Genomic DNA, 15,602 nt, shown 5'->3' with positions numbered 1-15,602 from the left:
GTTACGCAACTGATTATACCGATTATAAATACTATGAATAGTGGTTGTAGTAAAAACTATTTTCATGAATACTTGTTAAGTAAGAATCATTACTATTTATAAGCATAACCACTTTAATACACGCATAAAAAAACCCAGCCTAAGCTGGGTTTTTACATATAAATAACTATTAACGCTTAACTTTTACTTTCTCTACTGTAGTTAATTGCGCTTCAACACGACGATTTTCTGCGTTTGCAGCGCGTGTGTTGGCTGAGTTTTTAAGGCGTGTTTCGCCGTAACCCACAGTAGAAATACGTGATTTCTCAATACCGTCTTTCGTTAATTCAGAAGCTACATCTTTAGCACGCTTTTCAGAAAGCGATTGATTATAAGTTGCATCACCAGGAGCAGAAGCATGGCCTTCTAATACTACAGTTACTTCACTGTTCTCTTTCATGAAATCAGCAACTTGCTTAATATCACCAAAAAATTCATTTGGTACATTAGCAGCGTCATGAGGGAAAGTTACTAATAACTTTACAGTTACTTCTTTATCTTCGTATACAGTACAACCTTTAGCATCAACAGCATCTACCATTGGTGTGTTAGCACACTCGTCGTTAGCGTCAATAACACCATCGTTATCACTGTCTAACGGAGCTGCAGCAACAGGTTCTGGAGCAGCCTGAACTGGCTCTGCTGGCGAAGAGTTCTGACCAAATAAGTAGTTAATACCTAATTTAGCACCTACGTCAGTGTAACCACGGTCAAGACCTTGGTATACAGATGTTTCAGCGTTAACAAATAAGCCATCTGTAATGAAATGTTGGTAACCAATACCTGCATTTAAGAACGTATTATCTGTAGCTACTTGCATTTCCTTAACACCGAATAAACCGTAGAAAGGGCCACCGCCAAAGTGGTAAAGAGCATCAATACCGTAACGTTCACCATCAACATCGTCACGATTACCATTTGGGATCGGAGCTGCTAAAAATGCGTTAAAATCCATATCAGCATACTCAAGGCGTGCGCTCCAGTAATCACTGAAACGGTAACCAACTTCAGCACCCCAACTTGCAGACTCATTAACTTCTAGGTCTTGGTACATGTTTAAATTTTTCCAAGATGCGTCGTAGTAATCACCAAACACACCAATGTAGAAACCTTCTTCTTTATCTGCAGCAAATGTAGATGCGCTAGTTGCAGCCAACGCGATTGCGATTGTAAGTGATTTTAATTTCATTGTTTTCTTCCCATTTTTAACAACTAATAAATTGTAGCTAATGAACTCTAGCTCAACCAGTTTTGTACAGATTACCTGAGCTTTTGTTAATCGATACTTAACGAAAAATAAAGTTTATAACTTTCTTCAATACGTAGTAACAACACATGATCACTTACTATAGACGAAATTAAAGTCTTGATATAAAAATAAGTATAGTAGCTATTGTAAATTAGTACTCAGTAAGAGATGTAGAGCAATTAAATTAAAAATACTCATAAATCATAGAAGATTGTTGGATCTTAATTCGGCGCATAATAACACCAGTGTTTATATTCCCCAACATGTGTGCTCACATATGATTAAAAATGACTCTTTTTAATCATATGGTTACATCACAATATAATAATTAAGTACCACAAAAAGTCTGGTAGTCATTATCATTTATCGGTGTAGCTTGAAATTCCGGTAGTTGCTCACTGTCAGAATACGGATTACCCGCTATTTTTATAAAACGTTGTAGTAACTCACTAGACCCTGCAGCATTATACTCTGCAATTATTTTTTCGATCACATGATTACGCGGTATTACACGAGGATTTGCCGCTCTCATTACTTCATAACTATTATCGTCGGTTAAGCTTACCCACTTAGCTCTCCATTCAATTAGCGACTCTGGTATTACTACTTCTTCTTTTAAGGATTCAGTAAGCGCATCGAAAGTATTGGTGTAGTCGAGCTGGTTATCTTTTAATAGTGTTAACAACTCTGCGATTAACTCGCCGCTACTATTACAAGATTCATTTAAACCCAGTTTTTGTGCCCACATAGCCGTAAACTCAGTATTAAACTGCTCAGCAAAACTATTAATAAATGGCGTCATTAATGAAACCGCTTGCTCGTCATCATCGCTAATAAGTGGTATTAAACTCTCAGCTAAGCGAGCACAGTTCCAGTTAGCTATATTAGGTTGATTACCAAATGCATACCGACCTTGTTTGTCGATAGAGCTAAATACGGTATCAAAGTCAAAGCTATTCATCATGGCACACGGGCCGTAATCAATGGTTTCTCCGTTTACTAGCGTATTATCGGTATTCATTACTCCGTGAATAAAGCCAACACGCATCCAGCTCACAACTAGCTTAACTTGGTTTTTAATCACAGCGCCTAAAAATGCTAAATAACGCTGCGATCCTGTATCGGTTATTTCTGGGTAGTGTCGATCAATGGCTAAATCGGCTAATTTTTTAAGCCCTTCAACATCGCCTTGCGTTGCTAAATATTGAAACGAGCCAACACGAATATGGCTCGTTGCTAAACGAGTCACTATTGCGCCTGCTTGTGGCGGATTGCGATAAACCGTTTCACCACTACCAACAACAGCTAAGCAGCGTGTGGTTTTAATGCCTAGTGCATGCATTGCCTCGCTCATTACGTATTCACGAATAGCAGGACCAAGAGCACAACGCCCATCTCCCCCTCTTGAGTAAGGAGTAGCACCAGAGCCTTTTAATTGAATATCCCACAACTGGTTTTTATCATCATTAATAGCGCCCAGCAAATGCGCTCGCCCATCGCCTAAACGTGGTGAAAAATGCCCAAATTGGTGCCCAGAGTAACCAAGTGCTACCGCAGGAATCGCCTGTTTCTCGTTACCGCTAAAAGTGCTAGCACGCAAATCAGCTGCAACGTTAATATTAAACTCTTTTGCTAAGCTCTCGTTCCACAGCAATAACTGAGGAGAGGCAACACTTGCAGGAAAATCTTCTATCGCAAAGTTTTCCGTAATGTCTGTGTATCTTGGCACTAATTTCATGGTAATTCCTATTATTGCTGACTTATACCAACACGGTTGTCACCAACGCCATAAGCAACAATTAAACTTAACTCTTGCATACTTAAGCCGCTTTGCTTTTGCATTTCATTAAAAAAAGCTTGGGCTGCACTCAGTGATTTTTTAGTTTGTAAGCCACCGTCTATAATTTTATGAGCACGTAAGTAATTCTCTACATCGCGTGATAGTAAAAAAGTATCTTTACCAAGTGCTCGTAGCGCATAAGGTCCTGTATTTCCGCCTAAACGCGAACCATGTTTTTTTAAATACGCCCATAAACCAATAATATCGTCTGTTGGCCAATTAGCGATGAACTGACTAAAACTGCCATGTTCCCCTGCTATTTCGTGGATCATGTAAGCATTTTCGGTAATTGTTTTTACTTTTTTATAGTTACGAACAATTCGCTCATCCGTTGCTTTTTGTTCCAGCATATCAGGTGGCATCATTAATAACTTATCAACGCTAAAACCCCAAAAAACCTCTCTAAAGCCCGGCCACTTATTATTAATTACTGACCAATAAAAGCCGCTTTGAAATACTTTTCGAGTAAATTCCTCAAGCCAATCGTCGTCACTTAACGTGCTTAGTTGTTTTTTAGATAGCGGTTTTGCAAGTAATAACTTAAGCATTTTTTCGGAGCCTTTTCGCTCTACCGCTCGCTTATAAATATCGCTAAATTTTTCCATACTAATTAAATACCTCACTACTTATATTGCTAGTGTACGAGAAAAGCACCCAATACGTAACCACTCCCATTATGAATGAATATGCATTTAGTCGCTTGACACCTAGACGGCTAAAATGCTTTAATCGCCGTAATTACCCTATTTAAATTGCACAGGTTTGTAAGTTTTTACTCTACAAACAGGTGTAAAGGGCTAGAAGAGGTGCGTTATTCAGGTAGCGTATGTTAGGAGCGCAAACTCCAGTGAGCATACGTGAGGGGAATTAACGCCGAGAAGTAATCACTTTTGCGAGGTGTTTATTTCGGGCGACTAGGTTGAACCCTAGCGACTGTCACCAATAGCTGCTTATAAAAGCAGCTTATTAGTTTGGTGGAGAGCTTCTGGTCTTAAATATTAAGGCCGTGCGCCCTATTATTTTAAGCCCATTCGCTCTTCGAATTATTAGTTCGAACGACGTTAATGCGGCTCCTTCCATAAAGCTTTTTAACTCTTCGAATAATACCAATTGCATTAAATTAGTTATCGCTAAAATGATCACGTTTTTAATAAAATTGGTACAAATTATAAGTTCGTGAGAGATGATCAACAACTTCAATTTAAACGACTACTCATTGTGGACCGCGCTCGTTACGCCATTTGATCAACACGGCGATGTTGACTACAACACGTTAACTAAACTGGTTAGCGATCAAGAAGCGGCACATAACGGTATTTTACTACTTGGCAGTACGGGCGAAGGTTTAGCACTAACGCTAAAAGAGCAACAAGCCATTGTTGAACACGTATGCCAGCTAAAACCAGCAGTACCACTCATGGTTGCTGTGGGCGGTAGTAACTTAAAGCAACAAATTAAGTGGGTTAACTACTGTAATACACTCCCAATTCATAGCTTTTTACTTGGCTCACCGCTTTATGCAAAGCCCGGCGCTATAGGTCAAACTCATTGGTTTGAAAGCCTACTTAATGCAAGCGCTCACCCGTGTATGCTTTATAACGTACCGGGTCGAAGTGCTGTTAGCATTCCAACGGCAACAATTCAAAACTTACAAAATAATAAAAATTTATGGGCGTTAAAAGAAGCGAGCGGCAGCATTGCTCAGTTTGAAGCTTATCGCCAAGCTGCGCCTAATTTAGCTATTTTTAGTGGCGACGATGCGCTAATGCCTTATTTTGCTCAAGCTGGCGCAAAAGGTTTGGTGTCGGTAGCTGCAAATGCATGGCCCGCACAAACTCACGAGTTTGTTAAACGCAGCTTAAGTGGTCAACACCCTAATTTATTTGCCCAGTGGTCAAGCGCTATTAATAGCCTATTTGCTGTCGCAAACCCTATTCCCGTAAAGGTATTGATGCATTTGCAAGGTCGCTTAAGCAGCCCGCAACTTCGTCCACCTTTAACACACCTTGAGTTAACTCAAACCGATTGCATCACAACTGCAAACAACACCATTTTATCTTGGCATTAAATACAGGTTTTTATAATGAGCTGGTTAGAACTATTAAATAATTTAGAATCGGGCGCAGTACGCGCAGCATCACAAAACGAAAGCGGCCAATGGCAAGCTAACGTAGAAGTAAAACAAGGCATTTTGGATGCCTTTAAAAATGGCACTAATACTGAGTTTGCAGGCGGCTTTGTTGATAAACATAACCTAGCTCCACAAGAGTTTAGTACTGACGATGGCGTTCGTATGGTACCAGGTGGCTCAAGTGTTCGCCGTGGTGCTTATGTTGCTAAAGGCACGATTATTATGCCACCAGCGTATGTAAACATTGGTGCATATATCGACGAAGGCACAATGGTAGATAGCCACGCATTAGTTGGCTCGTGTGCACAAGTAGGTAAAAACGTACATTTAAGTGCTGCAGTGCAGCTTGGTGGTGTACTTGAGCCAATTGGTGCAAGCCCAGTAGTTGTAGAAGACGACGCCTTTATTGGCGCTGGCTGTATTATTGTTGAAGGTGTAGTTATTAAAAAAGGTGCAGTACTTGCCCCAGGCGTGCGTTTATCAGCAACTATTCCGGTATACGACTGCGTAAACGAGCGCCAACTAGATAAAGGCGAGCCAATCCCAGAATACGCGATTGTAATACCAGGCTCTCGCCCTGCGTCAAACGAGTGGGCGCGCGAGCAAGGCTTAAGCATGTCGTGTGCGTTAATTGTTAAATACCGCGACGAGAAAAGCGATGCATCGTTATTGCTAGAAGAGGTTTTACGATAATGAGCTTTTTGAGCACGCCTATCAAAACCGCTGTAAATACAATTACACAACAACTTGATACACCTTTTTTTGTTTACGACCTAGATCAACTAAACACGCATCTTGCACGTTTAGTTGCGCAAACCGATGTAAAACTGTGGTACGCGGTAAAAGCAAATCCACTGTCTAAAATTATTCAAAGCTTAGACAGTGCTGGCTTTAATTTTGACGTAGCAAGTAAAGGTGAGCTTGAGCAAGTGCTAGCACAAGGTATTAGCTCACAGCGCGTGCTCAACACAGGGCCTGCAAAAAGCCCTAAACAAATTAAACACTTTATTGAGCGCGGAGTACGTATATTCGTAGCCGAAAGCCTCAATCAAGTACGTTGGTTAAACCAACAAGCGCAACTGCAAAATACGCAGTTGCAAGTGTTACTGCGAGTGCAATTACGCTGGCCTGAAGGTGAAAAAAACCCACTGGGCGGCGACAGCCTTACGCCGTTTGGTTTAGGTTGTGATGAGTGGCAAGCACTCAATGTAACCGACTACCCTGCACTTAAGTTTGACGGCTTACATATTTTTCAGTGGGGCAACATGCTTAGCACGCAAAAGCTAAGCGAATTGTGGTCACAAATGATTGCACCACTTAGCCAACTTGCCAGCGATTTAAATATTAGCCTTAAAATTCTCGATTTAGGTGGCGGCTTAGGTATTCCTTATACACAAAGCGAAACAACACTTGATTGGGATGACTTAATAGCTGCACTCGCTAAAATTAAAAATGATGCGGGCGTAGAAGAGTTATGGATGGAACTTGGTCGTTATGCCGTTGGCGAATGTGGTCATTACGCAAACCCAGTAATAGAGCGCAAACAAAACTATAATCAACAGCAAGTCATTTTAAGCGGCGGTATAAACCACTTATTACGCCCTGCTGTTACCAGCCAAGATTTTCCTGCTGCGTTACTGCGTGAATCCAGTGCTAAAACTCAAGCGGTCACTTTATACGGCCCGCTTTGTACAGCGCTTGATTGCTTAGGTGAGCATAACCTGCCAAGCGATTTAAATGAGCACGACTGGCTAGTGTTTAGCCAATGCGGTGCTTACGGCTTTACCGAAAGTATGCCGTATTTTTTATGCCACGAGCTCGCCGGCGAGTACACATTGCAAAACGGTGAACTTACCTGTGTTCGCCAAGCCGAAAATGCCAGCCACTACTTAAGGTAATAAGCATGAGTAATACAACACACATCAGCCAAGAGAACATTGTAGTAGGGGAAGTTGCAAACGGCTTACCACTTACAATTCCGGTGTATCGTTTAAAAGGTGATGGCACAGGGCCTAGTGTTTATGTTCAGGCCAATATGCATGGCGCTGAAGTGCAAGGTAACGCGGTTATTTTTCAGCTGCTTGAGCAGTTAAAAAACTTAAACCTTAATGGCGATATTACCCTTGTGCCCTACGCTAACCCAATTGGTTGTAATCAAAAATCTGGCGAGTTTACCCTTGGCAGGTTCGATCCGATTACGGGTACTAATTGGAATCGCATGTATCACTACAATAAAAATTTAGTGACACAGTTTGCACAAAATCATACCCTGTATGACGACGCTACATTAAAAAGTAACTTCAAACAGGCGCTTATTGACGAAGTAGACAGCAAACTTAACGGCCCTGCTTATTTACTTAATACAGGTAAACGCATTGCGCTTAACTTACAAAAGCTCGCTCATCAGGCTGATATAGTACTCGATTTGCACACAGGTCCTATTTCAAGCAAGCATTTGTACTGCCCAACTTATGCAACCGACAGCGCACGTTACTTTAATATTGAGCATGTATTGCTTATTCCTAGTGATTTTGACGGTGCTATGGATGAAGCTAACTTTTGCCCATGGTGGCATTTGAGTGATGCACTTAGCGAGCAAGGTCGTGAATTATCAATACCTGTAGAAGCATTTACTGTAGAGCTAGGCAGCCAAGAAAAAATAGACTTAAAAGAAGCACTAAACGATGCTAACAGCATTTTAAGTTACTTAAATCACAAAGGCGTATTACAAAACGCACCGCATACGCCAGCCAATATGACTCGCTATGCATGTAATTTAGATGACTACTTTGCTTATTACGCCCCTATTGGCGGCATGGTTGAATACTTAGCCCCACTTGGTGGGCACATTAAAGCCGGTGAGCCTATTGCTAATATTTTACGCATGGAGCGCTACTTAAGCGAGCAACCACTGCAAACACTTACTCTCGATTGCGATGCAATTGCCATTTTGCACTTTGCCTCGGCGAGTGTTAACCAAGGCACCGAACTTTATAAGTTTTTTACTAACATATTTGAGCTTTAGCTCACCCTTCTCATTGCGTGAGAGCACATAGTTAATGTGCATTAAAAAAGCGGCCTAGGCCGCTTTTTTTCTGATCTATATTTACTTTGTATACGTATAGACTTTGTTATAAATACAAATTCAGTAAAAGTTCACCGTTACATATGTAAAAAGACGTTATAATTAAATTAACGCATACAACACAACCCGAACCCACAAGGAATTACAATGAGCTGGCGCCACTGGATCACACTTTCTGCCTTAATAAGTACAGCTACCTTCGCACAAGAAGAAGTTGCTACAAATGAGCAAGACAACGACATCGAACTTGTAAAGCAGTGTATTTTAAATGAGGTAATTGGCGGAGATGGTAAACAAACATTAGACGATCTTCGTAAAAAGTGTTCAGCTCTTGAAGAAAACAAACAACTTACCGCGCTTGATAAACGCCAAGCTCGTGAAGAAGTAGGTAAAAAAAATAGAAATGTAATTACGCCACATAAGCGTAACTATATTTTACCGCTTTCGTACGTATCACACCCAAACGATCGCCCATTTGATGGCTTTGATGCACTAACAGACGATAACGACGGTGAACCGCTCGACAACTTAGAAGCAAAATACCAGCTATCGATAAAAGTGCCTCTTTACGATGATTTTTCGGATAAAGACCAAGCTATATTTTTTGGCTTTACACTGCAATCGTATTGGCAGCTTTATAACTCAGAAATTTCTTCTCCATTTCGTGAGACCAACTACGAACCAGAGATATTTTGGATAAATTACCTCGACCCAGAAAACGTATTATGGGGCGACGAAATGGCAATTGCTTTAGGTATTTCGCATCAGTCAAATGGTCGAAGCCAACCAAACTCACGTTCGTGGAACCGTATTTATGCAGATTTTATCTGGGAAAACAGAGGCTTTGTTTTTAGCTTTAAACCTTGGTACCGAATAGCTGAGGACGAAAAAGAAGATATTTTAGAAGCTAAGGGCGATGACAACCCAGACATATACAAATACATGGGTTACTTTGAATTTAGCGGCGCGTATCGTTTTCATGACCATGAATTTAGCTTTATGACACGTAACAATTTAAATTCAGATAATCGTGGTGCAATTCAACTCGACTGGTCGTTTCCTTTATGGGGCCGAGTTCGTGGTTATGCACAATACTTTAACGGTTATGGCGAAAGCTTAATTGATTACAACGCGGATGTAGAACGTATTGGTGTAGGTATATTATTAACCGACCTGCTGTGATACTTCTCTAAGTTTTACGCACAAAAAAGCCAAGCATCGCTTGGCTTTTTTGTGTTTTGAACAGCTAAACAGTTATTTTTTTACTACAAACTGCCCTTCAAATTCTGCAACCACGTTATCACCATCGTAAATAGTTACAGGCACTACGTAACTTGCTTTACCGTCGGTTTCTAAATCGCTTAACTTGCCCTTACAGGTTTGTATATCAACACAACCACGTGGGTCGGTAGTAAGCGGCTTTAAGTACTTAATGTTAGCATCGGCTAATACAATATTACCTTCAAGCCCAGCTTCTTTAAGTGCTAAGTACGTAGCGCCCCAACCTGTTAGCGTGGCCAAGCTATAAATAGAGCCTGCAAACATGGTGTTATGTAGGTTTAAGTTAGCGTCTAGGTCGGCGCTGGTTGTAAATTGCCAATCGGTATAGCTTTCTACCTTAATACCCATCGCGTCACTAATTGGAATAGACTCACGCCACGTATTTTGTAGTACTTGCGTCCAATTTGGATGACGGAACCAGCCTGGCTCACACGGTTTTTGCTTTACCATTTTAAAGTGTTGTACATCGCCATACGCTAAGTGCGCTTTTTCTTTTAATTCGTAACCGTGGCGTTTATAAAACTCAAGCGCTCGTTCGCGTGCAAACAAAACCAGTTCATCGGCATTTTGTGTCCATGCTATTTTTTCAAGCTCATGAAGCAAACGACTACCAATATGCTGATTACGGTTCCCCTCTGCAACTGCCATGTAGCGCACTTGTGCTTGCTCATGACTGTTAAAGTGCAAACGTGCTACACCTAGCACTTCGCCTTCTTTATTTTTTATAAAGCGGTGCTCAGAGTCTTGTTCCATATCGTCTTGTTCAGAGCCACGAGGCTCGCCCCAAGGCGCGCGTAATACCTGCCAACGCAATTGGTAATACGCTTGCCAATCTTCGCTACTTTGTGGGGTGCTTACCTGAAACATACATACTCCTGTTGTTATATAAGCCGTAAATAAAAGTCAAAAAAAAGGCTACGGCGCTATACTAATAGTATTGGTTATCTACCAAGCTAAAAAAATAAAATAATTAAATTGATTGGCATTATTATGGCAAATACCATACTCCATCTTAAAAAAACTGCAAATACGACTTTGGTGATGGCTGTAAAATAACGTAAAAAAATAATGACAAAGGCCATTGCGCTTTAACGTTGCTAGTTTATGCTGAGAATATGACTGAAAAAATCAATTATATAAATTCACTGACGGGTTTGCTGAGCGATCAATTTATTGAAAATAGCCACAGCATTGGTCAGTTAATCTATTGGCATAAATGCAGTGGCGATCACATTCAAGTACGTGAGCACGAGCAGTTACGCTGGTTACTTATTAACGACACTCTTCAATCTGTTATTGATTTAAATAACCCGGATTTATTACTTTTTCCACACTTATTGTACCTAGATAAGCACTGGCAAGCTCTTAGCGCGCCACAAAAAGTGTTAGAACTCGGCCTTGGCGGCGGTGCAATTCGTAACTATTTACAACACAAATACCCTAAAGCACAAATAACATCGGTTGAAAAAAACGCCGATATTATTGATTGCTATACCCAGTTTTTTTCGTCAAATAAGAATGAGCAACTGCTGTGCGCCGATGCGCAACAGATTTTAGAAAGTGTGCAAAATATTGATTGGATTATTTTAGATTTGTTTAGCCAGATAGATGCACCTCGATTTTTATTTGAAGAGGCATTTTATAAAAAAATCTACTCGGCTTTAAATAACAACGGCGTGCTATTTATTAACTTTTTATCGCAGCATGAGTCGCAATTAAAGCAACTTCAGCAGCTATTACTCGATGTATTTGGTTGTAATGTTAGCCCGCAAAAAATTACGGGCTATGTAAATCATATTGTCGTGGTAACCAAAAACTTAAACAGATAAGTTAAACGTAACGGGCCCATCGTTACACAAGCTTACTTGCATATCGGCACCAAACTCACCTGTGGCTATTGTAAGCCCCAACTCTTTAGCTTGAGCTACAAAGTATTCGTAAAGCTCGTTAGCTTGGCTTGGCGTTGCCGCAGATGAAAAACTAGGGCGCATACCCTTTCTAGTATCAGCCGCTAGCGTAAATTGCGAAACCACCAGTAACTCACCTTTAATATCTTTAAGGCTTAAGTTCATTTTGTCGTTTTCGTCAGTAAAAATACGATAATTACTTACCTTGTGTAAAAGCTTATCGGCCGTTTGTTTGTCGTCGTGTTTTTCAACGCCCAGCAACAACAGTATACCTTGGCTAATTTCGCCTACCACTTGGTTGTTAATTTCTACTTTGGCATGCTTTACACGTTGTATTAAACCTTGCATTTAAACTGTGTCCTTTATTGCTGGTTCATCATCTTCTAGTTCAAGCTCTGGTGTTTCTGGAATATCATTTGGGCTAATGCACGCAGTAAATTCAGCACCAAGCAAAACAACGACCCACGACAAATACACCCATACAAACAAAATAGGAATGGTTGCTACTGCGCCGTAAATAACTTCGTATGACGGAAAATGGCTAATATAAAGTGCAAACCCTTTTTTAGTCAGCTCAAATAAAAGTGCCGCAAAAAAAGCGCCAGGTATTGCCGCTCTGAACGACACCCGCGTATTAGGCACTAAGGTGTAGAGCATAATAAAGCCCACCATCGAAATCCCATACGGCAATAACTTTAACAAAAACCCGCTAAACCCCGGAATTCCCTGATCAGCAAACGACACCAAAGATACAATATAAGAGGTAACACCAATACTGGCACCGAGCAACATAGGCCCTAAGCTCAAAACCATCCAGTACACAGCAAATGAGATCATCATTGGGCGCTTTTTCTTTATGCGCCAAATTCGGTTCAATGTGGCATCTACATTACGTATTAACAGCAAGGCTATTGCAGCTAAAAAGCCAATACCTACCGCCGTCATTTGGTTGGCATTGCCCGCAAAGGAGCTAATGTGCTCTCTAATAACATCGGTAGAGGTAGGGACAAAGTTGGTAAACAAAAAGCTCTCAATTTCCATGCGAGTAGATTCAAAGCCCGGAAAAGCTGAAAATATAGCAACACCCACCGCAATTAATGGCACTAACGACAGAAGGGTTACGTAAGCAAGGTAACCTGCATTAACCGTTATTTGATCGTCTATACACCGATTAAAATACTGCATCCACCAACCAGGCTGCTGGCGTATAAAGGACTTAACTTGCTGTTTGTAATGTGAGAGCTTATCATTCATACAATTGACTTGTGCTTATATAGTTTTGATTATAATAACAATCAGCGCCATAATTTACAGCACTAACGCTCGTAAACAGGAATTCAAATGAAAAAACAAACATTACTCAGTGTTTCAATGCTTGTAGTAACACTTACTTTAACTGGCTGCCAATCAGCTTATTATTCTGCAATGGAAAAAGTCGGTGTTCACAAACGCGATATTCTTATTGACCGCGTAGAAGAAACCAAAGACTCGCAACAAGAGTCACAAGAAGAATTTAAATCGGCACTAGAGCGCTTAACTACTCTAATCGATTTTAATGGTGGCGAACTACAAGACACTTACAATCAATTAAACGACGATTACGAGTCGAGCTTAAATGCCGCTAACGAAGTATCAACTAACATCAATAAAGTAGAAGACGTGGCAGAAGCGCTATTTGATGAGTGGGCCGATGAGTTAGAGCAGTACAAAAGTGCATCACTTAAGCGTGAAAGCAGCAAAAAGCTAACTGCGACTAAGCGTCAATTTGATCAGCTATTACGCTCAATGCGCAGCGCAGAGAGTAAAATGGAGCCAGTATTAACCTCGCTTCATGATAACGTTTTATACCTAAAGCATAACTTAAATGCACAAGCGGTATCGGCTATTAAAGGTGAATTCACTAACCTTAAGCGCGATATTCAATTGTTGATGAACGACATGAACAAATCGATTGCCGATTCAAACAAATTTATTGAACAAATGAATAGCGCTGGCTAATTATTTGTTACTTTAACAAGCCTGCTTAATTGCAGGCTTTTTTATGTTAAAGGGAATGCTAAAAGGGATTTACAATGAAACGCTTTTTAATCGCAACAACGCTCTTATGTATATTAACGGCCTGCGGTGCACCTAATAATATTAATCGTATTACCAGTCCCGACTCAGTTGTTGTTATTAATGATAAGAACGGTCGTTATAAAAATTTATACACAGGTGAAAAAACATATCCCACTACCTGTACTGAAAACTGCTACCCAGCCCACCCAGACTTACTATGCAAAACCGGCAGCGAAAACTGCCAGTACCAAGGTCTGCAAACTAAGCCACAACTTAGCACCGGCTATACCGTACGCTGGCTTGGCCACGCTAGTTTTGTAATTAACACCCCAAATGGTCAAAGTGTGCTGTTTGATCCGGTAAAAAATCAGTTTGATTCTCCAGTAGCACTTGGCTTTAAACTCGGCGGTGGTATTTATCGTAAAGCAGGCGCTTGGCCTAGTGAACAAGAACTGGAAAATATTGATGCGGTAATGTATTCACATATTCATTACGATCACTTTAATAAAGCCGACATACAAAGCATTGGCAATAAACCTCGTTATTTAACACCACTCGGTATGGCCGACAACTTCCCCACCGGCGGTTTTAATATTAGCGAAATGCCATGGTACTCAACAACCAACATTGACGACTTAGTTATTAATGCCGTGCCAGCTCATCATTTTAGCGCTCGAGTATTGGTGCCCTTTATTTACGAAGATAACAATAAAGACTTATGGAATGGCTGGCTACTTGAACAAAACGGCAGTACCTTATTTTTTGCAGGCGATACGGGCTACTCAAAACACTTTAAAGATATACAGCAAAAATATGGCGATATAGATGTGTGCTTAATACCAATCGCATCTTACTACAGTAAAGAAAGTGGCAAATTTTACCGCTACGTTCACACTACACCAGAGGATGCGCTCAACGCAGCACAAGAGCTTAACTGTAAAGTAATGATACCGTGGGGGTATGGTAACTCAAGTTGGAAAATGGGCGACCATACTAGCCACTCTGCTTTGCTACGTTTATTACACATGGTTAAAAAAATGGATGCTAAAACACCGCTGTATATTTTAAACGAAGGCGAAAGTATTTCACTGTAACTATTTACTTAGCTGTTTTAAGATTGTTATTACATTAAGACAAGCACACAATAAAATTGAGAAATTAATGAAAAAATTAGCACTCGCCTTAAGCTTTTTATTAAGCACGCCTGCAATGGCTATTGATGTTGAACATACATCAACTCCAATTACTATTGATGGCGTATCAGAAAGTGCGTGGGATAAAGCCGCTTGGCACGATATGCCTTATTTAATGGATGGCACACTGCCATCAAGCGATGCCGACTTTAAAGGGCGTTATCGCTTACTGTGGGATCAAAACTATTTATACCTACAAGCCGATATTGTGGATGACGTTTTAATAGATACACACGCCGATCCAACCTATAAATATTGGGATGACGACGCGCTTGAAGTATTTATTGATAGCGATGCATCCGGTGGTAATCATCAATTTAATCACACCGCTTTGGCGTACCATATTGGCCTTGATAACCAAGCCGCCGATTACGGACCTGATAAAAAAGCCCATTTGTATACCGACCACCTAGTCAGCAACTGGAAGCGCAACACCACCGCGCCCTTTAACATCACCTGGGAAGTAGCGATAAAACTCTACCCGAATGATTATAAAGAAGGTGCTAAAAATACCCCAATTACACTTAGCGAAAAGCAGGTAATCGGATTTATGCTAGCGTATTGCGATAACGACGGCAGTGACGTGCGCGAGCACTTTATGGGCTCACACGAAGTACAACCAGTAAATGGCGACAGAAACCGTGGTTTTATAGATGCTGACGTATTTGGCAAAATCACCCTACTCCCTAAAAAGTAAGTAACTACCAACTACCACCAACAAAATAATTAAGTAGATACCATCTCTTCTAACCAGCCTCAAGCTTTCTTTAAATAGCTTGGGGCTGATATTCAGTTTGATTCTTCACAACACCAAAACAG

Annotated in this window: 15 protein-coding genes and 1 riboswitch; of the genes, 9 read left to right on the top strand and 6 right to left on the bottom strand. The window is 40.7% G+C overall.

Annotated elements, in window-relative coordinates:
* Nucleotides 1–169: 169 nt before the first annotated feature.
* From GQR54_RS13605 to GQR54_RS13595, 3 genes are all read right to left on the bottom strand, one after another.
* On the bottom strand, nt 170–1,228 hold the full coding sequence (locus tag GQR54_RS13605; protein ID WP_166378279.1) for an OmpA family protein: 1,059 nt from the start codon (nt 1,226–1,228) through the stop codon (nt 170–172).
* 388 nt (nt 1,229–1,616) lie between these two features.
* Nucleotides 1,617–3,026, bottom strand: a complete 1,410-nt coding sequence (locus tag GQR54_RS13600; protein ID WP_166378277.1) for a protein adenylyltransferase SelO family protein — start codon at nt 3,024–3,026, stop codon at nt 1,617–1,619.
* 11 nt (nt 3,027–3,037) lie between these two features.
* Nucleotides 3,038–3,733 carry a DNA-3-methyladenine glycosylase I gene (locus GQR54_RS13595; RefSeq protein WP_165725935.1) on the bottom strand — a complete coding sequence of 232 codons (696 nt, stop codon included), beginning with the start codon at nt 3,731–3,733 and terminating at the stop codon, nt 3,038–3,040.
* Between the two features lie 188 nt (nt 3,734–3,921).
* A riboswitch (Lysine riboswitch) is annotated at nt 3,922–4,121 on the top strand.
* A gap of 190 nt (nt 4,122–4,311) precedes the next feature.
* Here GQR54_RS13595 and dapA point away from each other — a divergent pair.
* From dapA to GQR54_RS13570, 5 genes are all read left to right on the top strand, one after another.
* On the top strand, nt 4,312–5,196 hold the full coding sequence (gene dapA / locus GQR54_RS13590) for a 4-hydroxy-tetrahydrodipicolinate synthase (RefSeq protein ID WP_166378275.1): 885 nt from the start codon (nt 4,312–4,314) through the stop codon (nt 5,194–5,196).
* 15 nt (nt 5,197–5,211) lie between these two features.
* Nucleotides 5,212–5,952 (top strand): 2,3,4,5-tetrahydropyridine-2,6-dicarboxylate N-succinyltransferase, encoded by a 741-nt coding sequence (locus tag GQR54_RS13585; RefSeq protein ID WP_007376223.1) that lies wholly within the window; start codon nt 5,212–5,214, stop codon nt 5,950–5,952.
* A complete protein-coding gene (locus tag GQR54_RS13580; RefSeq protein ID WP_166378273.1) occupies nt 5,952–7,157 on the top strand; it encodes a PLP-dependent decarboxylase in 1,206 nt (401 codons plus the stop codon). Before GQR54_RS13585 ends, GQR54_RS13580 begins: the two co-directional genes overlap by 1 nt.
* Before the next feature lie 5 nt (nt 7,158–7,162).
* Nucleotides 7,163–8,284: a succinylglutamate desuccinylase/aspartoacylase family protein gene (locus GQR54_RS13575; protein WP_166378271.1), complete on the top strand. Its 1,122-nt coding sequence runs from the start codon at nt 7,163–7,165 to the stop codon at nt 8,282–8,284.
* A gap of 207 nt (nt 8,285–8,491) precedes the next feature.
* Nucleotides 8,492–9,526 carry a phospholipase A gene (locus GQR54_RS13570; protein WP_166378269.1) on the top strand — a complete coding sequence of 345 codons (1,035 nt, stop codon included), beginning with the start codon at nt 8,492–8,494 and terminating at the stop codon, nt 9,524–9,526.
* A gap of 72 nt (nt 9,527–9,598) precedes the next feature.
* Here GQR54_RS13570 and GQR54_RS13565 read toward each other — a convergent pair whose 3' ends face one another.
* On the bottom strand, nt 9,599–10,492 hold the full coding sequence (locus GQR54_RS13565) for a bifunctional GNAT family N-acetyltransferase/hotdog fold thioesterase (RefSeq protein ID WP_024589539.1): 894 nt from the start codon (nt 10,490–10,492) through the stop codon (nt 9,599–9,601).
* A gap of 248 nt (nt 10,493–10,740) precedes the next feature.
* Between GQR54_RS13565 and GQR54_RS13560 the strand changes: the two genes are divergently transcribed.
* Complete coding sequence (locus GQR54_RS13560) at nt 10,741–11,454, top strand: fused MFS/spermidine synthase (RefSeq protein ID WP_007376217.1); 714 nt, start codon at nt 10,741–10,743, stop codon at nt 11,452–11,454.
* Here the strand turns inward: GQR54_RS13560 and dtd are convergent.
* Nucleotides 11,443–11,880, bottom strand: coding sequence for a D-aminoacyl-tRNA deacylase (gene dtd, locus GQR54_RS13555; RefSeq protein ID WP_166378267.1), 438 nt, complete (start codon nt 11,878–11,880; stop codon nt 11,443–11,445). The two genes, GQR54_RS13560 and dtd, sit on opposite strands and share 12 nt — an antisense overlap.
* Nucleotides 11,881–12,786: a virulence factor BrkB family protein gene (locus tag GQR54_RS13550; protein WP_024600023.1), complete on the bottom strand. Its 906-nt coding sequence runs from the start codon at nt 12,784–12,786 to the stop codon at nt 11,881–11,883.
* 87 nt (nt 12,787–12,873) lie between these two features.
* Here GQR54_RS13550 and GQR54_RS13545 point away from each other — a divergent pair, with 87 nt between their 5' ends.
* The 3 genes from GQR54_RS13545 (at nt 12,874) to GQR54_RS13535 (ending at nt 15,480) form a co-directional block, all read left to right on the top strand.
* Nucleotides 12,874–13,530, top strand: a complete 657-nt coding sequence (locus GQR54_RS13545) for a DUF2959 domain-containing protein (RefSeq protein WP_007582161.1) — start codon at nt 12,874–12,876, stop codon at nt 13,528–13,530.
* A 74-nt stretch (nt 13,531–13,604) separates the two neighbouring features.
* Nucleotides 13,605–14,684: an MBL fold metallo-hydrolase gene (locus GQR54_RS13540; protein WP_166378265.1), complete on the top strand. Its 1,080-nt coding sequence runs from the start codon at nt 13,605–13,607 to the stop codon at nt 14,682–14,684.
* A 67-nt stretch (nt 14,685–14,751) separates the two neighbouring features.
* Entirely contained in the window at nt 14,752–15,480 is a 729-nt protein-coding gene (locus GQR54_RS13535; protein ID WP_024593452.1) for a CBM9 family sugar-binding protein, read from the top strand.
* The last annotated feature ends 122 nt before the right edge of the window (nt 15,481–15,602 follow it).

The sequence above is a fragment of the Pseudoalteromonas sp. Z9A4 genome, assembly GCF_011378845.1.
GTDB lineage: Bacteria > Pseudomonadota > Gammaproteobacteria > Enterobacterales > Alteromonadaceae > Pseudoalteromonas > Pseudoalteromonas arctica.
The sequence above is the reverse complement of the archived record's forward strand: the minus strand, read 5'-3'. Positions and strand labels throughout refer to the sequence as shown.

Excerpts from the sequence above, each read along its gene's own strand:
- dapA (WP_166378275.1), top strand. The coding sequence starts at position 4,312 with ATGATCAACAACTTCAATTTAAACGACTACTCATTGTGGACCGCGCTC.
- GQR54_RS13585 (WP_007376223.1), top strand. The coding sequence starts at position 5,212 with ATGAGCTGGTTAGAACTATTAAATAATTTAGAATCGGGCGCAGTACGC.
- GQR54_RS13575 (WP_166378271.1), top strand. The coding sequence starts at position 7,163 with ATGAGTAATACAACACACATCAGCCAAGAGAACATTGTAGTAGGGGAA.
- GQR54_RS13545 (WP_007582161.1), top strand. The coding sequence starts at position 12,874 with ATGAAAAAACAAACATTACTCAGTGTTTCAATGCTTGTAGTAACACTT.
- GQR54_RS13570 (WP_166378269.1), top strand. The coding sequence starts at position 8,492 with ATGAGCTGGCGCCACTGGATCACACTTTCTGCCTTAATAAGTACAGCT.
- GQR54_RS13550 (WP_024600023.1), bottom strand. The coding sequence starts at position 12,786 with ATGAATGATAAGCTCTCACATTACAAACAGCAAGTTAAGTCCTTTATA.
- GQR54_RS13595 (WP_165725935.1), bottom strand. The coding sequence starts at position 3,733 with ATGGAAAAATTTAGCGATATTTATAAGCGAGCGGTAGAGCGAAAAGGC.
- GQR54_RS13535 (WP_024593452.1), top strand. The coding sequence starts at position 14,752 with ATGAAAAAATTAGCACTCGCCTTAAGCTTTTTATTAAGCACGCCTGCA.
- GQR54_RS13605 (WP_166378279.1), bottom strand. The coding sequence starts at position 1,228 with ATGAAATTAAAATCACTTACAATCGCAATCGCGTTGGCTGCAACTAGC.
- GQR54_RS13600 (WP_166378277.1), bottom strand. The coding sequence starts at position 3,026 with ATGAAATTAGTGCCAAGATACACAGACATTACGGAAAACTTTGCGATA.
- GQR54_RS13540 (WP_166378265.1), top strand. The coding sequence starts at position 13,605 with ATGAAACGCTTTTTAATCGCAACAACGCTCTTATGTATATTAACGGCC.
- GQR54_RS13565 (WP_024589539.1), bottom strand. The coding sequence starts at position 10,492 with ATGTTTCAGGTAAGCACCCCACAAAGTAGCGAAGATTGGCAAGCGTAT.
- GQR54_RS13560 (WP_007376217.1), top strand. The coding sequence starts at position 10,741 with ATGACTGAAAAAATCAATTATATAAATTCACTGACGGGTTTGCTGAGC.
- dtd (WP_166378267.1), bottom strand. The coding sequence starts at position 11,880 with ATGCAAGGTTTAATACAACGTGTAAAGCATGCCAAAGTAGAAATTAAC.
- GQR54_RS13580 (WP_166378273.1), top strand. The coding sequence starts at position 5,952 with ATGAGCTTTTTGAGCACGCCTATCAAAACCGCTGTAAATACAATTACA.